The following is a 17,013-nucleotide window of genomic DNA, read 5'->3' as shown; positions in this document are numbered from 1 at the left end:
CACCGAGGGGTTCCGGGTCACGGCCCGCTGCGGGAAATAGGTACGGAACCGGGCGGCCGGGGCCAAGGGGTCGGGTGGGGTGGCGTCCTTGTCTCCGCGAGCAGCGCGGCCAGCCGCTCCCGCCCGGCCGTCAGCAGCCCCGGCAGCTCCGCCGCCTCCGGATACCAGCGCTTCTCGTACTCCCAGCACAGCCAGCCGTCCGGACCCAGCGGTGCCAATGCGTCCGCCAGTGGCAGCACCCCGGCGCCGAGCGGCAGCGGGGTGGTGTCCTGGGCCGAGGTGATGTCCTTGACCTGCACGTATCCCAGGTGCGGGGCGAGTGCCGTGTACGACTCGGCGGGGCTCTCGCCGCCGAGCCAGGTGTGCATCACGTCCCACAGCGCGCCAACCGAGGGCGCGCCGACCCGGTCCAGGACGCGGGCGACGGCCGCGCCCGTGCGGTGCGAGTCATGCGTTTCGAGCAGCACGCGCACCCCCCGGTCGGCGGCGAGCGCGGCCACCGACCGCAGCCGCCGCACGGCGACGCCGTCGTCTTCCGGACTGCCCCGGCCGCCGGGGAAGACACGTACGTACGAGGCGCCGAGGTCGTACGCGAGGTCCACCAGCGCGTCCAGCCGCTCGGCGTCGTCGGGGTCGGCCACGCGCGCGTACCCGGCGACCGTGAGCACGCGGACGCCACCAGCCGCGAACTGCTTTGCCACGTCTGCTCGTTGACGTGCGTCGATGCCGGGGTGCACCGGCTCCTCGGGGTGGGCGCGGAGCTCGACGCCGTGGTAGCCGTGTGCGGCGGCGAGGCGGACGACCTCGGGGACGGGGAGGCCGGGCACGCCGAGGGTGGAGAACGCGTAGCGCACGCCGTTCACCGGTCCGCCAGTCCGAGCCGCCAGTCCTGGCCGACCAGGTCGGCGCCGTAGGAGCGGTGGGGCTTCTCGGCCACCAGGGTGAAGCCGTGGCGCAGATAGAGCGCGCGGGCGGCGGCGAGCACGTCGTTGGTCCACAGCACCAGCTCGCGGTAGCCGACCTCGCGCGCGAAGGCGACGACCTCGGCCACCAGCCGGTCCCCGAGGCCGTGGCCGCGGGCCTCGGGCTCCACCAGGAGCAGGCGCAGCCGGGCGGTGGCCGGGGCGTCGTCGCGCACGCACATCACGCACCCGACGCGGCGCCCGGCCAGCTCCGCGATCCAGACGCGCTCCAGATGCGGGTCGTGGTCCTGGGCGAAGCCCGCGACGATCCCGGCGACCAGGCCCTCGAAGTCGGTGTTCCAGCCGTACTCGGCGGCGTACAGCGCGCCGTGCCGCTCCACGATCCAGCCCAGGTCCCCCGGGCGGGGGTCCCGCAGGACGGGCTCGGGGCGGGGCGGGGCGGAGTGTGTGTCGGCCACGGGGCCAGTATGCCGGGCGGGGGTCACCGGACGGAGGACCCGAACGGAGGCGCGGCAGTCGTCGGCCCGGCGGACGCGAGGGGTTGCACCGATCCACCCGGCGCGCCCGCCCCTCCCCGCACCACCTCCCCGAACCGCTCCACCGTCTCCCGCAGCACCTCCACCCCCTCCCGTCCCCACAGCCCCTCGTTGAACAGCTCGACCTCCACGGGGCCCGTGTACCCCGCCGCGCCCACCCGCTCGTACCAGCCCGGCAGATCGATCACGCCGTCCCCCAGCTGGCCGCGTCCGGTCAGGACTCCGGCGGGCAACGGCGTGATCCAGTCCGCCAGTTGGAAGGAGTGGATGCGCCCGCCCGCCCCGGCGCGGGCCACGGCGGCCGGTGCCTGGTCGTCCCACCAGAGGTGGTAGGTGTCGACGACGACCCCGACCTCCTCGGCCGGGAAACGCTCGGCCAGCTCCAGGGCCTGGCCGAGGGTGGAGACGACACAGCGGTCCGAGGCGTACATCGGGTGCAGCGGCTCGATCGCCAGACGGACGCCCCGGGCGTGCGCGTACGGCCCGAGCTCGGCCAGCGCGTCGGCGACCCGCTCGCGCGCCCCGGCCAGGTCCCGGCTGCCCTCGGGCAGTCCGCCCGACACCAGCACCAGCGTGTCCGTGCCGAGGGCCGCCGCCTCGTCGATGGCCGCCCGGTTGTCGTCGAGCGCACGTACGCGCGCGTGGGGCTCGGCCGTGGTGAAGAAGCCGCCCCGGCACAGCGTGGTGACGCCCAGCCCGGCGTCCCGCACGAGCCGCGCGGCCGCCTCGACGCCGTACGCCCGCACGGGCTCGCGCCACAGCCCGACGCCCGGTACGCCCGACTCCACGCAGGCGTCGACCAGTTGGGGCAGCGAGAGCTGTTTGACGGTCATCTGGTTGATGCTGAGACGGGAGAGGTCAACAGGGGTGTGGGGGCTCATGAGGTGACTCCGTGGACCGTGAGCAGGGTGCGCATACGGGACTCGGCCGCCTCCGGGTCCGGGAACAGGCCCAGACCGTCGGCCAGTTCGTACGCCCGCGCCAGATGCGGCAGCGAGCGGGCCGACTGGAGGCCGCCGACCATCGTGAAGTGGTCCTGGTGGCCCGCCAGCCAGGCGAGCAGGACCACGCCCGTCTTGTAGAAGCGGGTCGGCGCCGCGAAGAGGTGGCGGGCGAGCTCGACGGTCGGGTCGAGGCGCTTGCGGAAGCCCGCCGGATCGTCCGCGTCCAGCGCCCGTACCGCGTCGGCGGCCAGCGGTCCCAGCGGGTCGAAGATCCCCAACAGGGCGTGGCTGAAGCCCTGTTCGTCGCCCTCGATCAGCTCGGGGTAGTGGAAGTCGTCGCCCGTGTAGCACTTCACGCCGTCCGGAAGCCGCCTTCTGAGCGCCACTTCCCGGCGGGCGTCGAGCAGTGACACCTTGACGCCGTCGACCTTCTCCGCGTGGGCGGCGACGATCACCAGGAACGCCTCCGTGGCCGTGTCCAGGTCGGGTGATCCCCAGTATCCGGCGAGCGCCGGGTCGAACATCGGGCCGAGCCAGTGCAGGATCACCGGCCGGGCCGTCTGCTCCAACAGCCGCCCGTACACCGCGAGATAGCCCTCCGGGCCGCGCGCCACCGCCGCCAGCGCCCGTGACGCCATCAGGACCGCCTGGGCGCCCGCGCCCTCGACGACCGCGAGCTGCTCCTCGTACGCCGCCGTCACCTCGGGAAGCGAGGCGCCCGGGGCGAGCTGGTCGGTGCCCGCCCCGCACGCGATCCGCCCGCCTACCGCCCGCGCCTCGGCGGCCGAGCGCCGGATCAGCTCGGCGGCCACCGGCCAGTCCAGGCCCATGCCGCGCTGCGCGGTGTCCATCGCCTCCGCGACCCCGAGTCCGTGCGCCCACAGATGGCGGCGGAAGGCGAGCGTGGTCTCCCAGTCGACGGCGGCCGGACCGCCGGGCGCGGTGTCGGCGTACGGGTCGGCGACGACGTGCGCCGCCGAGAAGACCGTACGGGAGACGGGCGGGCCGCCCGGGGCGACGACGACCGGGCCCGGGCGCGGCTCGTACCGGACGAGCGCCCCGCCCGCGCGCGGCAGCAGCAGGCTCACAGCGCGATCTCCGGCACCTCGATACGACGGCCCTCGGCCGACGACTTCAGCCCCAGCTCGGCCAGCTGCACCCCGCGCGCGCCCGCCAACAGGTCCCAGCGGTAAGGCGCGTCGAGGGCGACATGGCGCAGGAAGAGCTCCCACTGGGCCTTGAAGCCGTTGTCGAACGCGGTGTTGTCCGGCACCTCCTGCCACTGCGCGCGGAACGACTCGGTCGCGGGCAGGTCCGGGTTCCACACCGGCTTGGGGGTGGCGGCGCGGTGCTGGGCGCGGCAGGTGCGCAGACCCGCCACCGCCGAGCCCTCGGTGCCGTCGACCTGGAACTCGACCAGCTCGTCCCGGTGCACGCGGACCGCCCAGGAGGAGTTGATCTGGGCGACCGCGCCGCCCTCCAACTGGAAGATCCCGTACGCGGCGTCGTCGGCGGTCGCGTCGTACGGCTTGCCGCCCTCGTCCCAGCGCTGCGGCACGTGCGTGGTCGCCAGCGCCTGTACGGAGGTGACGCGGCCGAACAGCTCGTGCAGCACGTACTCCCAGTGCGGGAACATGTCGACCACGATGCCGCCGCCGTCCTCGGCGCGGTAGTTCCACGACGGGCGCTGGGCGCTCTGCCAGTCGCCCTCGAAGACCCAGTAGCCGAACTCGCCCCGCACCGACAGGATCCGCCCGAAGAAGCCGCCGTCGACGAGCCGTTTCAGCTTCAGCAGGCCCGGCAGGAAGAGCTTGTCCTGGACGACGCCGTGCTTGATCCCGGCGTCCCGGGCGAGCCTGGCCAGCTCCAGGGCGCCGGACAGGCCGGTGGAGGTGGGCTTCTCGGTGTAGACGTGCTTGCCCGCCGCGATGGCCTTGACCAGGGACTCCTGGCGGGCGGAGGTGACCTGGGCGTCGAAGTAGATCTCCACGGTGTCGTCGGCGAGGACCGCGTCCAGGTCGGTGGACCAGTGGGCGAGGCCGTGCCGCTCGGCGATGGCCCGCAGCGCGGACTCGCGGCGGCCCACCAGGACGGGCTCGGGCCACAGGACCGTGCCGTCGCCGAGGTCGAGGCCGCCCTCCTCGCGCAGGGCGAGCAGGGAGCGTACGAGGTGCTGGCGGTAGCCCATCCGGCCGGTGACGCCGTTCATGGCGATCCGCACGGTCCGGCGTGCGGCTTTCGGTGTCATCCGAAGTCCCCTCCATCCCTTGTGCCCCTTCCGTACCGGTGTCGACGTTCCTTCCGTACCGGCGGCCGGGGTGCGGTGATTCAGCGTTCAGCTACTGGTAACAGCTGTAGCAAGCGCTTTCTATCGAGGGGGACGCTAGCCTGCGCACAGCGCCGCCGACAAGAGGCGCGCGGCCGGACCACCCCAAGTGCCCAACAGACGTGCCCGGAGGCAGAGATGACAGCGACCCTGGCGGATGTGGCGGCGCGCGCCCGGGTGTCCCCGGCGACCGTCTCGCGGGTGCTCAACGGCAACTACCCGGTCGCCGCGGCCACCCGCGAGCGCGTCCTGCGGGCCGTCGACGAACTGGACTACGTCCTGAACGGGCCCGCCAGCTCGCTCGCCGCCGCCACCTCCGACCTGGTCGGCATACTCGTCAACGACATCGCCGACCCGTTCTTCGGGATCATGGCGGGCGCGGCCCAGTCGGAGATCGGCGGCGGCCCCGGGGCCCGCGAGAAGCTGGCCGTGGTCTGCAACACGGGCGGCTCGCCGGAGCGCGAACTGACCTACCTCACGCTGCTCCAGCGCCAGCGCGCGGCGGCCGTCATCCTCACCGGCGGCGCCCTGGAGGACCCCGGGCACGCGGCGGCGGTCGCGGCGAAGCTGGGACGGCTCGCGGAGGCGGGGGCCCGCATCGTGCTGTGCGGGCGGCCGCCGCTGGTGCTCCCCGGGGCCGGGGCCGGTACGGGCGTACGGCCCGCCGTCGCGGCCACGCTCACCTTCGACAACCGGGGCGGCAGCCGCCGTCTGACCGAACACCTGCTGGCGCTCGGCCACCGCCGCATCGGCTATGTCGCGGGCCCCGAGGAGCGCACCACGACCCGGCACCGCGTCGAGGGCCACCTGGCCGCGCTCGCGGACGCGGGCGTGGCGCCGGGCCCGCTCGTCCACGGCTCGTACGACCGCCGCTCCGGCTACGACGCGACCCTCGAACTCCTGCGCCTGGACCCGTCGTTGACGGCCGTCGTGGCCGCCAACGACACGGTCGCGCTCGGTGCCTGCGCGGCCCTGCGCGACCGGGGCCTGTCGATCCCGGACGACGTCTCGGTGGCGGGCTTCGACGACCTCCCGTTCAGCACGGACGCGGTCCCGGCCCTGACGACGGTACGGCTGCCGCTGTACGAGGCCGGGGCGCGGGCGGGCCGGCTCGCGATGGGCAAGGAGCCGGTGCCGCCGGGCGGGATCGCCACGGTGCACGGCGAGTTGATGGTCCGGGGCTCGACGGGACGCACGCGCGCGTAGAGGCGGTGTCCGGGGTCTTCGGTGGGGTCCAACTCGGTGCCGGATTCCCGCCAGCGGGTGGGGGCGCGGCGCACCAGGATCGTGTGCACGGCCTCCGGTTCGCCCGTCCGGGGCGAGGGCCGCACCCCGAGGAGACAACCCCATGGACCTGCACCTTTCCGGCCGTTCCGCGCTCGTCACCGGCGCCTCGAAGGGCATCGGGCTCGCGGTGGTCCGCACGCTGCTCGACGAGGGCGCGCGCGTGGTCGCGGTGTCCCGCCGCACCAGCCCGGAGCTGGAGAAGCTGGCCCGCCCCGAGCTCGTCCACGTGGCCGCCGACCTCATGGACCCCGAGGCCCCCGCGCGCGTGGTGGCGCGTGCCGTCGAGGAGTTCGGCGGCCTGGACATCCTGGTCAACAACGCGGGCGGCCCGCCGCCGGGCGTGTCCCTGCCGCGCACGTCGTTCCTGGACGCGTCGGACGCGGACTGGCCCGCGATGTTCGAGTTCAACCTGTTCTCGGCGGTACGGGCGGTCCGCGCGGCCCTGCCGCACCTGCTGGCCGACGGCGGCGGCGCCGTCGTCAGCGTCTCGACGGGCCTGGCGCGTCAGCCCGCCGTCGGCAACGCCGAGTACGGCGCGGCGAAGGCGGCCCTGACCAACCTCACCAAGGTCCTCTCGGAGGAGTACGCCCCGCAGGGCGTCCGCTTCAACACGGTGTCGCCGGGCGCGGTACGGACGGCGTGGTGGACCGAGGAGGGCGGCGCGGCGGACATCATCGCGGCGATGGCGGGCTCGGACCGCGACACGGTGATGGACACCCTGGCCCCCCAGATGATGAACGTCTCCACGGGCCGCCTGGTGACCCCCGAGGAGATAGCGGACGCGGTGGCCCTGCTGGTGTCCCCGAGGTCGGGCAGCACGACGGGGGCGGACTTCGTGGTGGACGGGGGGTACTTGAAGGCGGTGTGAGGCCTTGGTGAGGCTCCCAAAGGGGGCTGGGCGCGGGGTCCCGGCGGGCTACTTGGGCCCCTTGCCGCCCGCCGCCCTCTTGCTCAGCACCGCCAGCACCACCGGCACCAGCAGCTCGAGCCCCCGTGTGACGGTCGCGACCGGGAGGCCCGTCCTCTTCGCGACCGCGGTGGCCACCGGCTTGGTCGCCTTCGCCAGGACCCCGGCCATCAGACCGCCGCCGACCGCCCCGAGGCCGCCGAGCGTGGCCACGCCCTCCAGGGGCCGGTCCTCCGGGGCCGCCGCCTCCGACGCCACCGCGTCCGGGGGCAGCCCGTCCGCGAGACCGGCGGCCGCCGACTCCACGACCTGCTGGGCGCCGGCCGGGTCCGTGCCGAGCTGCTGGGCGAGCTGCTGCAGCCCGTCGTCCCCCAGCTCGTTCAGTACGTCCTGTTCAAAGCTGGAATCGTCACTCATGGGCGAAACGCTACGACCACCCCCCTTTGTCGGCACGTCGAGATTCCGGAAAAATTACTGCCCGCAGTCGTACAACCCTTGTGGCGTGACCGGTGTCTTACTTTGCGTCGGCGTTCCAGGGGAGGGATCCGGGGGGATCCGAGGGGACACCGACTGGGGAGGGATAGGGGAGGGAATCGAGGGGCCCGGTCATACGGACCGGGCCCCCTTGAATTCCCCGGGCCGCCCCGCGCGGAAAGTTGTCCACAGGCGCCCCGCGGTGTCCGAGCCCACCGGTAGCGTCGGATCATGTCCAATCTCGCGGTGCTCGAAGGGGTCCTGGAGCGGATCACATACGCCAACGAGGAGAACGGCTACACGGTCGCCCGGGTCGACACCGGGCGCGGCGGTGGCGATCTCCTCACGGTGGTCGGTTCGCTGCTCGGCGCGCAGCCGGGCGAGTCGCTGCGGATGGAGGGCCGCTGGGGCTCGCACCCGCAGTACGGCAAGCAGTTCACCGTGGAGAACTACACGACGATCCTGCCCGCCACCATCCAGGGCATCCGGCGCTACCTCGGCTCGGGCCTGATCAAGGGCATCGGCCCCCGCATCGCCGACCGCATCGTGGAGCACTTCGGCACGGACACGCTCGACGTCATCGAGCAGCAGCCCGGGCGCCTGGTGGAGGTGCCGGGCCTGGGCCCCAAGCGCACCAAGCTCATCGGAGCCGCCTGGGAGGAGCAGAAGGCCATCAAGGAAGTGATGGTCTTCCTCCAGGGGGTCGGCGTCTCCACCTCCATCGCCGTGCGCATCTACAAGAAGTACGAGGACGCCTCGATCTCCGTGGTGAAGAACCAGCCCTACCGGCTGGCCGCCGACGTCTGGGGCATCGGCTTCCTCACCGCCGACCGCATCGCCCAGGCCGTCGGCATCCCGCACGACAGCCCGGAGCGGGTGAAAGCCGGGCTTCAGTACGCCCTGTCCCAGTCCACCGACCAGGGCCACTGCTTCCTGCCCGAGGAGCAGCTCATCGCCGACTCGGTGAAGCTCCTCCAGGTCGACACGGGCCTGGTGATCGACTGCCTGGGCGAGCTGGTCACCGAGGAGGGCGTCGTCCGCGAGCCGGTCCCGGGGCCCGAGGGCGGGGCCGAGCGGGTCACCGCCGTCTATCTGGTCCCCTTCCACCGCGCCGAGCTCTCCCTCGCCGCCCAGGTCGTCCGGCTGCTGCGCACCCGCGAGGACCGGATGCCGGGCTTCCAGGACGTGGACTGGGACCGGGCCCTGTCCTGGCTCGCCGCGCGCACCGGCGCCGAGCTCGCCCCCGAGCAGCAGGAGGCCGTGCGGCTCGCCCTGACCAGCAAGGTCGCGGTGCTCACCGGCGGCCCCGGCTGCGGCAAGTCCTTCACGGTCCGCTCGGTCGTCGAGCTCGCCCGGGCCAAGAAGGCCAAGGTGGTGCTCGCCGCGCCCACCGGCCGCGCCGCCAAGCGGCTCGCCGAGCTCACCGGCGCCGACGCGTCGACGGTGCACCGCCTGCTGGAGCTGAAGCCGGGCGGCGACGCGGCGTACGACAAGGACCGCCCGCTCGACGCCGATCTGGTGGTGGTCGACGAGGCCTCGATGCTGGACCTGCTGCTCGCCAACAAGCTGGTGAAGGCGGTCGCCCCCGGCGCGCACCTGCTGCTGGTCGGGGACGTGGACCAGCTGCCCTCGGTCGGCGCCGGCGAGGTGCTGCGCGATCTGCTCGCCGAGGGCGGCCCGGTGCCGAGGGTCCGGCTCACCCGGATCTTCCGCCAGGCCCAGCAGTCCGGCGTGGTCACCAACGCCCACCGCATCAACTCCGGCGTCCCGCCGCTCACCCAGGGCCTCAGCGACTTCTTCCACTTCGTGGAGGAGGAGACCGAGGACGCCGGGCGGCTCGCGGTGGACGTGGCGGCGCGGCGCATCCCCGCGAAGTTCGGCCTCGACCCCCGGCGCGACATCCAGGTGCTCGCCCCCATGCACCGCGGCCCGGCGGGCGCCGGCAACCTCAACGGCCTCCTCCAGCAGGCCATCACCCCGGCCCGCCCCGACCTGCCGGAGAAGCGGTTCGGCGGCCGGGTGTTCCGGGTGGGCGACAAGGTCACCCAGATCCGGAACAATTACGAGAAGGGCAAGAACGGTGTCTTCAACGGCACCGTCGGCGTGGTGACCGCGCTCGACCCGGACGAACAGCGGCTGACGGTGCTGACGGACGAGGACGAGGAAGTGCCGTACGACTTCGACGAACTGGACGAGCTGGCCCATGCGTACGCGGTGACGATCCACCGCTCGCAGGGCAGTGAGTACCCGGCGGTGGTGATCCCGGTCACCACCGGCGCCTGGATGATGCTCCAGCGGAACCTGCTCTACACGGCGGTCACCCGCGCCAGAAAACTCGTCGTCCTGGTGGGGTCCCGCAAGGCGATCGGCCAGGCAGTGCGTACGGTTTCCGCAGGCAGACGCTTTACCGCACTCGCTCATCGGCTGTCAGGGGGCGCCTTGGTGTGAAACATCACCCGGGGCTTCCAGAACCGGGGCGAAGGGGGCAGGATGAGCAGGTTGACGGCACTGAGTGCCGCTAATAAGCCCAATGGGCGACCCCGAGTGCACTCTGCTGAGCCAAATGGGGGATGGTAGAGACAGTCAGGGCACCTCGAAGAAGAGGCACTACGTCGGTGAGGGATGACGTGAGCGAGAACGCTAACAACGCTGTAGTACTGCGGTTCGGCGATGGCGAGTACACCTACCCGGTGATCGACAGCACCGTCGGCGACAAGGGCTTCGACATCGGGAAGCTCCGGGCCCAGACCGGTCTCGTGACCCTGGACAGCGGATACGGCAACACTGCCGCCTATAAATCCGCGATCACGTACCTCGACGGCGAGCAGGGCATCCTGCGCTACCGCGGCTACCCGATCGAGCAGCTGGCCGAGCGCTCGACCTTCCTGGAGGTCGCGTACCTGCTCATCAACGGTGAGCTGCCGACGGTCGACCAGCAGTCGACGTTCAAGAGCGAGATCACCCAGCACACGCTGCTGCACGAGGACGTCAAGCGCTTCTTCGACGGCTTCCCGCGGGACGCCCACCCGATGGCGATGCTCTCCTCGGTCGTCTCGGCGCTGTCCACGTTCTACCAGGACAGCCACAACCCGTTCGACGAGAAGCAGCGCCACCTCTCGACGATCCGCCTGCTCGCCAAGCTTCCGACGATCGCGGCGTACGCGTACAAGAAGTCGATCGGCCACCCGTTCGTCTACCCGCGCAATGACCTCGGCTACGTCGAGAACTTCCTGCGGATGACCTTCTCGGTCCCGGCGCAGGAGTACGAGCTGGACCCGGTCGTCGTCTCGGCGCTCGACAAGCTGCTCATCCTGCACGCGGACCACGAGCAGAACTGCTCGACCTCCACGGTCCGCCTGGTCGGCTCGTCGCAGGCCAACATGTTCGCCTCGATCTCGGCGGGCATCTCGGCGCTGTGGGGCCCCCTGCACGGTGGCGCCAACCAGTCGGTCCTGGAGATGCTGGAAGGCATCCAGGCCAACGGCGGCGACGTCGACTCCTTCATCCGCAAGGTGAAGAACAAGGAGGACGGCGTCCGTCTGATGGGCTTCGGCCACCGGGTCTACAAGAGCTTCGACCCGCGCGCGAAGATCATCAAGGCCGCCGCGCACGACGTCCTGTCGGCCCTCGGCAAGTCCGACGAGCTGCTCGACATCGCGCTGAAGCTGGAGGAGCACGCGCTCTCCGACGAGTACTTCGTCTCGCGCAACCTGTACCCGAACGTGGACTTCTACACGGGTCTGATCTACCGCGCGATGGGCTTCCCGACCGAGATGTTCACGGTCCTGTTCGCGCTGGGCCGCCTGCCGGGCTGGATCGCCCAGTGGCACGAGATGATCAAGGAGCCGGGCTCCCGCATCGGCCGCCCGCGCCAGATCTACACGGGCGAGGTCCTGCGCGACTTCGTGCCCGTCGAGGCCCGCTGAGCCAAAAAACATACAGAAGCGCCCCGCCCACCGATCCCCCCACGGGTCGGCGGCCGGGGCGCTTCCCATTTACCCGGTGCGGATTCCCCCCACGGGATCCGGCCGGGAGTCCGGCGGTCTGCCGGGGTACGTACGTAACGGGTGGGCCGCTCAAAGCTCCCCGTTGTACGTGCCCCGGCCAACGCGCTGCCTGGAACGTCCCCCAAGACATTCCATGGACGTCCCCCAAGACGTCCTCGGCATCGACCACTTAGACTCCCGAACCGGTCCGATGGTTACCTCATAATCTCTGTGATCTAGCTCTCTTTGTGGAGATCAGGTGAAGGAGCGCAACCGTAGGCTGTTGGTTACCACGAAGACCGAGGAGAACGCCATAGCCGCGCCCGCGATCATAGGGTTCAGCAGGCCCGCCGCGGCGAGCGGAACCGCGGCCACGTTGTAGCCGAAGGCCCAGAACAGGTTGCCCTTGATGGTCGCCAGGGTCCGCCGGGAGAGCCGGATGGCGTCGGCCGCGACCCGCAAGTCCCCCCGTACGAGGGTCAGGTCGGACGCCTCTATCGCCGCGTCCGTGCCCGTGCCCATCGCCAGCCCCAGATCGGCGGTGGCCAGTGCGGCCGCGTCGTTGACGCCGTCGCCCACCATCGCCACCGAACGGCCCTCGGCCTGGAGCCGCTTGACCACGTCGACCTTGTCCTCGGGCAGCACCTCGGCGTGGACGTCCTCGGCCGCGATCCCGACCTTGGCCGCCACCGACTCGGCCACCGCCCGGTTGTCCCCGGTCAGCAGGACCGGCCGCAGCCCGAGGCCGCGCAGCAGGGACACCGCCTCGGCGCTGGTCTCCTTCACGGCGTCGGCGACGGTCAGGACGCCCCGGGCGACCCCGTCCCAGGCCACCACGACGGCGGTGCGCCCCTCGGCCTCGGCGGCCTCCTTGGCGGTCGCGAGCGCGGCGGGCAGCTCGACACCCCGCCCCACGAAGACCTCGCGCCCCTCGACCACGCCCTCCACCCCGCGCCCGGGCAGGGCCAGGAAGGACTCGGGCACGGGCAGCTCCCCGGTCCGCTCGGCGGCGCCCTGGGCGATCGCGCGGGCGATGGGGTGTTCGGAGGAGTGCTCCAGGGCGCCCGCGTACCGCAGGACTTCCTTCTCGTCGGTGTCGTCCGTCGCGTACACGTCGTACAGCGTCATCTGCCCGGTGGTGACCGTGCCCGTCTTGTCGAGGACGACGGTGTCGACGCGTCGGGTGGACTCCAGGACCTCGGGGCCCTTGATGAGGATGCCGAGCTGGGCGCCGCGGCCGGTGCCGACCATCAGCGCGGTCGGGGTCGCGAGCCCCAGGGCGCACGGGCAGGCGATGATCAGGACCGCCACGGCGGCCGTGAAGGACGCGGTGATGTCGTCCGTGGTGAGCAGCCAGACGACCAGCGTGCCGAGCGAGATCAGCAGCACGATGGGGACGAAGACGCCGGAGATGCGGTCGGCGAGGCGCTGGACCTCGGCCTTGCCGTTCTGCGCGTCCTCCACCAGGCGGGCCATCCGGGCCAGCTGGGTGTCGGCGCCGACCCGGGTCGCCTCGACGACCAGGCGGCCGCCCACGTTGACGGTGGCGCCGGTGACGCCGTCGCCCGCACTCACGTCCACGGGGACGGACTCGCCGGTCAGCATGGACGTGTCCACGGCGGACGCGCCCTCCACGACCGTGCCGTCGGTCGCGACGGTCTCGCCGGGCCGCACCACGAACCGGTCCCCGACCCGCAACTCCCCGATGGGTACGCGCACTTCACGGCCGCCGCGCAGGACGGCCACGTCCTTGGCGCCGAGTTCCAGCAGCGCCCGCAGGGCCGCGCCCGCCTTCCGCTTGGAGCGGGCCTCCAGATAGCGGCCCAGCAGGATGAAGGTGACGACTCCGGCGGCGACTTCGAGGTAGATGGTGGACGCGCCGTGCGTGTCGCCGGCCATGGCGTCGAAGCCGTGGCGCATCGCGGGCTGCCCGGCGTCGCCGAAGAACAGCGCCCACAGCGACCAGAGGAAGGCGGCGAGGGTGCCCCCCGAGACGAGGGTGTCCATGGTGGCCGTGCTGTGCTTCAGGTTGGCCCAGGCGGCCTTGTGGAAGGGCAGCCCGCCCCAGACGACGACCGGCGCGGCGAGGGTGAGGCTCAGCCACTGCCAGTTGTCGAACTGCAGCGAGGGGACCATGGCGAGCAGTACGACGGGCGCGGCGAGCAGCGCCGAGACCTGGAGCCGCTGCTTCAGGGCGGCCAGGGCCTGGGCCGCGCGGCTCTCCGCGGCGGCGGCCGGGTCGGGCCGTGCGGCGACGGGGGCCGCGGGCGCCTCCCGCAGCTCCTCGGCCGCCGAGGCCACGGAAGGCTCCGAGGCCACCGAGGGCGCCGCGACCACCGGAGGCGGCGGGGGCTCCGGCGGTGCCAGTGACTCCGCCGTGTACCCCATCTTCACGACCGTCGCGACCAGGCCTGCCACCTCGATCCCGTCGGAGAAGGCGACCTTCGCCTTCTCGGTCGCGTAGTTGACCGTCGCCTCGACCCCGTCCATCCGGTTCAGCTTCTTCTCGATGCGGGCCGCGCACGAGGCGCACGTCATGCCGCCGATGGTCAGCTCGACCAGGTTGCTTTCCACGTTGGTCTCCACGTGAGCTCCTGAAAAAGGGACCGGGCCGTACGGCGCGGATGCGCTGGTCGTACGGCCCGGAAGAGGAAGATCGGGCTTTCAGGCCCGGCCGACCAGCTCGAAGCCGGCCTCGTCGACCGCCGCGCGGACGGCCTCGTCGTCCAGCGGCGCGGCCGAGACGACGGTCACCTCGCCGGTCGCGGCGACCGCCTTCACCGAACCGACGCCGGCGATCTCGCCGATCTCGCTCGACACGGCGCCCTCGCAGTGCCCGCAGGTCATGCCGGAGACCTGGTACACGGTGGTGACGGAGCCGACCTGGATGCCGGCCGGGCCGTCGCTGTGGCAGGAACCGGCGGGCGAGCAGCAGGAGCCGGTCGTGGCGACGGCGGCTTCGGTCTCGGAGGTCATGGAGTTCTCCTCTGTGGGGCGGTACGGATCCATGGTGCACCAGGGGGTCACGGGGAAGCCGAGGCCCACTGACAGGTTCCACGTTATACCCCTAGGGGGTATTAATCCAGTACCCGCTCCACCTCCTCAGTCAGTCGTTCGCCCTACGGCTCCGGTTCCCCGGGCGGCGCGCGACCCAGGTGCGGATGGTGTCGGCGTACCAGAAGGGCTTGCCGTTCTCGACGGTGTCGGGCGGGGGCAGCAGCCCGTGCTTGCGGTACGAGCGGACCGTGTCCGGCTGTACCCGGATGTGCGCGGCGATCTCCTTGTACGACCAGAGCCGTCGGTCGGTCATGGTGGACACCTCCCTGCGTGCGCCGCAGCGGCGGTCTGACGGCCGTCGGGGGAGCTGGGCGCGGGCACTTGACGATCACTCAGCCTGTGCCCGTTGAACGACGGAGAGTGAAGGCAGGGGTGTGGCTGTCGACTCTCTGTGACGCAAGACCCGCGTAATGGAGACATGTGTGACGTGAAGCGGATGGTTGTGACGCGGGTGATGAATGGGACGAGGGGGAGGGGCGGGGGCACGCCCCGGGCGCGCGAAAGCGCAGGCGCGCCCCTGGACGCGGCCCCGTCGGCGTAAGTGCCCCGCCGCTTACCCGTACAGCCCCGGCCGCCCCACCGCCGCCTCCACGGCCACCCGTTCGCCCGAGCGCTGGGCGCGGACGCCCGCCTCGCAGACCACGGCCGCCATATAGCCGTCCCAGGTGCTCGGGCCCTCGACGCGGCCCTGCCGGGTGGCGTCGACCCACGCCTGCACCTCGCGGTCGTACGCGTCGGCGAAGCGGACCGTGAAGTCCTGCGGGACCTCGCCGCCCCAGCGCCCGTCGGAGCGGACCACCGGGCCGGTCCCGGCGCCGGTCGAGGCGGTGCCGCGCTCGCAGACGGCCTCGCAGCGCACCTCGTAGCCGAAGCCGCAGTTGACGAAGATCTCGACGTCGACGACCGCGCCGCCGGCCGTCTCGAACAGCACGAGCTGCGGGTCGCCCAGGCCCTCCGGGGCGTACGAGGACGGGCGCGGGCGGAGTACCTGGACGGCGGTGAGCTCCTGGCCGAGCAGCCAGCGGGCCGCGTCGACCTCGTGGACCACGGAGTCGCGGATCAGCATCTCGGTGGTGAAGAACGAGGGGGAGGAGGCGTTGCGGTGGCGGCAGTGCAGGAACAGCGGGCGCCCGAGCCCGCCCTCGTCGAGCAGCGCCTTGAGGCGGACGTACTCCGCGTCGTACCGCCGCATGAACCCCACCTGCACCAGGCGGCGGCCGAGGCGGGTCTCGGCCTCCAGGACCCGCAGGGCGCCGCCCGGGTCCGGGGTGAGCGGCTTCTCGCACAGGACCGGCAGGCCGCGCCGGAACGCCTCCAGGAGCGCGGGCTCGTGGGCCGGGCCCGAGGCGGCGATCAGGACCGCGTCGACGCCCGGCGCGGCCATCGCGGCCGCCGCGTCGGTGTGGGCGGTGCAGCCGTCGATCGGGCCCGCGACGGCCTTGGCGCGCTCCGCGTCGACGTCGGCGACGGCCGCGACCCGGGCCCCGCCGATCACGGTGGTGAGGCGGCGGACGTGGTCGGCGCCCATCTTTCCGGTGCCGACGACGGCGATCCCGAGCGGTGCGGAGGTCATCGGGTCACGCCCCGCAGGAGCGCAGGAACGCGCGCGTACGTGTGGCGATGGGCAGCGGGCGGTCCGGGTCGCACGGGTACATGTCCTGCTCCACGATCGCGAAGAGGTCGACGTCGAGCGCCTGGGCCGCGGCGAGGACCGGTTCGAGCGCGGGCACCCCGGCGGGCGGCTCGCACATCACGCCCCGGGCCACGGCGGGCCCGAACGGCAGCTCCTCGGCGTGCACCTGGGCCAGGACGTCCGGGTCCACCTGCTTGAGGTGGAGGTAGCCGATCCGCTCCCCGTACGTCTCGATCAGCTTGACGCTGTCGCCGCCGCAGTAGGCGTAGTGCCCGGTGTCCAGACAGAGGTTCACCAGGTCGGGGTCGGTGGCGTCGAGGAAGCGGGCGACGTTCTCCTCGCTGTCGATGTGGGTGTCGGCGTGCGGGTGGACGACGATCCGCAGCCCGTACCGCTCGCGCACCTCGCGGGCGAGCCGCTCGGTCTGCCCGGCCAGGTCGCGCCACTGGGCGGCGGTGAGCGTCGAGCTCTCCAGGACCTCGCCGGTCTTGTCGTCGCGCCAGAACGCCGGGATGACGACGAGGTGCCCGGCGCCGGTCGCCCGGGTCAGCTCGGCCACGTCCGCGACGTGCTCCCAGGTGGTGTCCCACACCGCCGGGCCGTGGTGCAGACCGGTGAAGACGGTCCCGGCCGAGACGCGCAGGTTGCGGCGCGCGGTCTCGTCGGCGAGGCGCGCCGGATCGGTGGGGAGATAGCCGTACGGTCCGAGTTCGATCCAGCCGTATCCGGCCCCGGCGACCTCGTCGAGGAAGCGGGTCCACGGGACCTGGCGGGGGTCGTCGGGGAACCAGACGCCCCAGGAGTCGGGGGCAGAGCCGATCCGGATGCGAGTCTTGGCCGTCGTCATGGGACCAAGCCTTCCGGGGGCGCCGGAACGGTGTCAAGGCTACGTCCGAATGTAAGGACAAAAGATTGACAGGGTCGGGGAGGGGCGGCTAGA

14 protein-coding genes and 1 pseudogene are annotated in these 17,013 nt (G+C 72.4%); 4 read left to right on the top strand and 11 right to left on the bottom strand.

What is annotated here, in order from left to right; translation table 11 throughout:
• Positions 1-17: 17 nt before the first annotated feature.
• From IE252_RS24925 to IE252_RS24905, 5 genes and pseudogenes are all read right to left on the bottom strand, one after another.
• Entirely contained in the window at positions 18-854 is an 837-nt protein-coding gene (locus tag IE252_RS24925; protein ID WP_190091717.1) for a sugar phosphate isomerase/epimerase family protein, read from the bottom strand.
• A 5-nt stretch (positions 855-859) separates the two neighbouring features.
• A pseudogene (locus IE252_RS24920) lies at positions 860-1,360 on the bottom strand (GNAT family N-acetyltransferase); the annotation flags it as partial.
• Positions 1,361-1,404: 44 nt separating this feature from the next.
• Positions 1,405-2,340 (bottom strand): sugar phosphate isomerase/epimerase family protein, encoded by a 936-nt coding sequence (locus tag IE252_RS24915; protein WP_190091715.1) that lies wholly within the window; start codon positions 2,338-2,340, stop codon positions 1,405-1,407.
• Positions 2,337-3,491 (bottom strand): dihydrodipicolinate synthase family protein, encoded by a 1,155-nt coding sequence (locus tag IE252_RS24910; protein WP_190091714.1) that lies wholly within the window; start codon positions 3,489-3,491, stop codon positions 2,337-2,339. The genes IE252_RS24915 and IE252_RS24910 overlap by 4 nt, the downstream gene beginning before the upstream one ends.
• Positions 3,488-4,651: a Gfo/Idh/MocA family protein gene (locus tag IE252_RS24905; protein ID WP_229848782.1), complete on the bottom strand. Its 1,164-nt coding sequence runs from the start codon at positions 4,649-4,651 to the stop codon at positions 3,488-3,490. The genes IE252_RS24910 and IE252_RS24905 overlap by 4 nt, the downstream gene beginning before the upstream one ends.
• A gap of 216 nt (positions 4,652-4,867) precedes the next feature.
• On the opposite strand from IE252_RS24905, the gene IE252_RS24900 reads away from it, so the two are divergent.
• The gene (locus tag IE252_RS24900; RefSeq protein WP_190091713.1) at positions 4,868-5,935 is read left to right on the top strand and encodes a LacI family DNA-binding transcriptional regulator; all 1,068 of its coding nucleotides are present in this window, start codon (positions 4,868-4,870) and stop codon (positions 5,933-5,935) included.
• A gap of 142 nt (positions 5,936-6,077) precedes the next feature.
• Positions 6,078-6,884, top strand: coding sequence for an SDR family NAD(P)-dependent oxidoreductase (locus IE252_RS24895; protein ID WP_190091712.1), 807 nt, complete (start codon positions 6,078-6,080; stop codon positions 6,882-6,884).
• A 48-nt stretch (positions 6,885-6,932) separates the two neighbouring features.
• On the opposite strand, the gene IE252_RS24890 is transcribed toward IE252_RS24895, so the two are convergent.
• Positions 6,933-7,340 carry a DUF937 domain-containing protein gene (locus IE252_RS24890; protein ID WP_190091711.1) on the bottom strand — a complete coding sequence of 136 codons (408 nt, stop codon included), beginning with the start codon at positions 7,338-7,340 and terminating at the stop codon, positions 6,933-6,935.
• A 288-nt stretch (positions 7,341-7,628) separates the two neighbouring features.
• On the opposite strand from IE252_RS24890, the gene recD2 reads away from it, so the two are divergent.
• The gene (recD2, locus tag IE252_RS24885) at positions 7,629-9,845 is read left to right on the top strand and encodes an SF1B family DNA helicase RecD2 (protein ID WP_190091710.1); all 2,217 of its coding nucleotides are present in this window, start codon (positions 7,629-7,631) and stop codon (positions 9,843-9,845) included.
• A gap of 179 nt (positions 9,846-10,024) precedes the next feature.
• The gene (locus IE252_RS24880; RefSeq protein ID WP_190091709.1) at positions 10,025-11,323 is read left to right on the top strand and encodes a citrate synthase; all 1,299 of its coding nucleotides are present in this window, start codon (positions 10,025-10,027) and stop codon (positions 11,321-11,323) included.
• A gap of 315 nt (positions 11,324-11,638) precedes the next feature.
• Here the strand turns inward: IE252_RS24880 and IE252_RS24875 are convergent, their stop codons facing one another.
• The 5 genes from IE252_RS24875 to IE252_RS24855 form a co-directional block, all read right to left on the bottom strand.
• A complete protein-coding gene (locus tag IE252_RS24875) occupies positions 11,639-13,921 on the bottom strand; it encodes a heavy metal translocating P-type ATPase (protein ID WP_190091898.1) in 2,283 nt (760 codons plus the stop codon).
• Positions 13,922-14,047: 126 nt separating this feature from the next.
• Positions 14,048-14,359: a heavy-metal-associated domain-containing protein gene (locus IE252_RS24870; protein ID WP_190091708.1), complete on the bottom strand. Its 312-nt coding sequence runs from the start codon at positions 14,357-14,359 to the stop codon at positions 14,048-14,050.
• A gap of 130 nt (positions 14,360-14,489) precedes the next feature.
• The gene (locus tag IE252_RS24865) at positions 14,490-14,693 is read right to left on the bottom strand and encodes a helix-turn-helix transcriptional regulator (protein WP_101388375.1); all 204 of its coding nucleotides are present in this window, start codon (positions 14,691-14,693) and stop codon (positions 14,490-14,492) included.
• Between the two features lie 300 nt (positions 14,694-14,993).
• On the bottom strand, positions 14,994-16,013 hold the full coding sequence (locus IE252_RS24860) for a Gfo/Idh/MocA family protein (protein WP_190091707.1): 1,020 nt from the start codon (positions 16,011-16,013) through the stop codon (positions 14,994-14,996).
• 4 nt (positions 16,014-16,017) lie between these two features.
• Positions 16,018-16,920: a sugar phosphate isomerase/epimerase family protein gene (locus IE252_RS24855; RefSeq protein WP_190091706.1), complete on the bottom strand. Its 903-nt coding sequence runs from the start codon at positions 16,918-16,920 to the stop codon at positions 16,018-16,020.
• Between the last annotated feature and the right edge of the window lie 93 nt (positions 16,921-17,013).

It is taken from the genome of Streptomyces melanogenes (assembly GCF_014649795.1).
Taxonomy (GTDB): domain Bacteria; phylum Actinomycetota; class Actinomycetes; order Streptomycetales; family Streptomycetaceae; genus Streptomyces; species Streptomyces noboritoensis.
The sequence above is the reverse complement of the archived record's forward strand: the minus strand, read 5'-3'. Positions and strand labels throughout refer to the sequence as shown.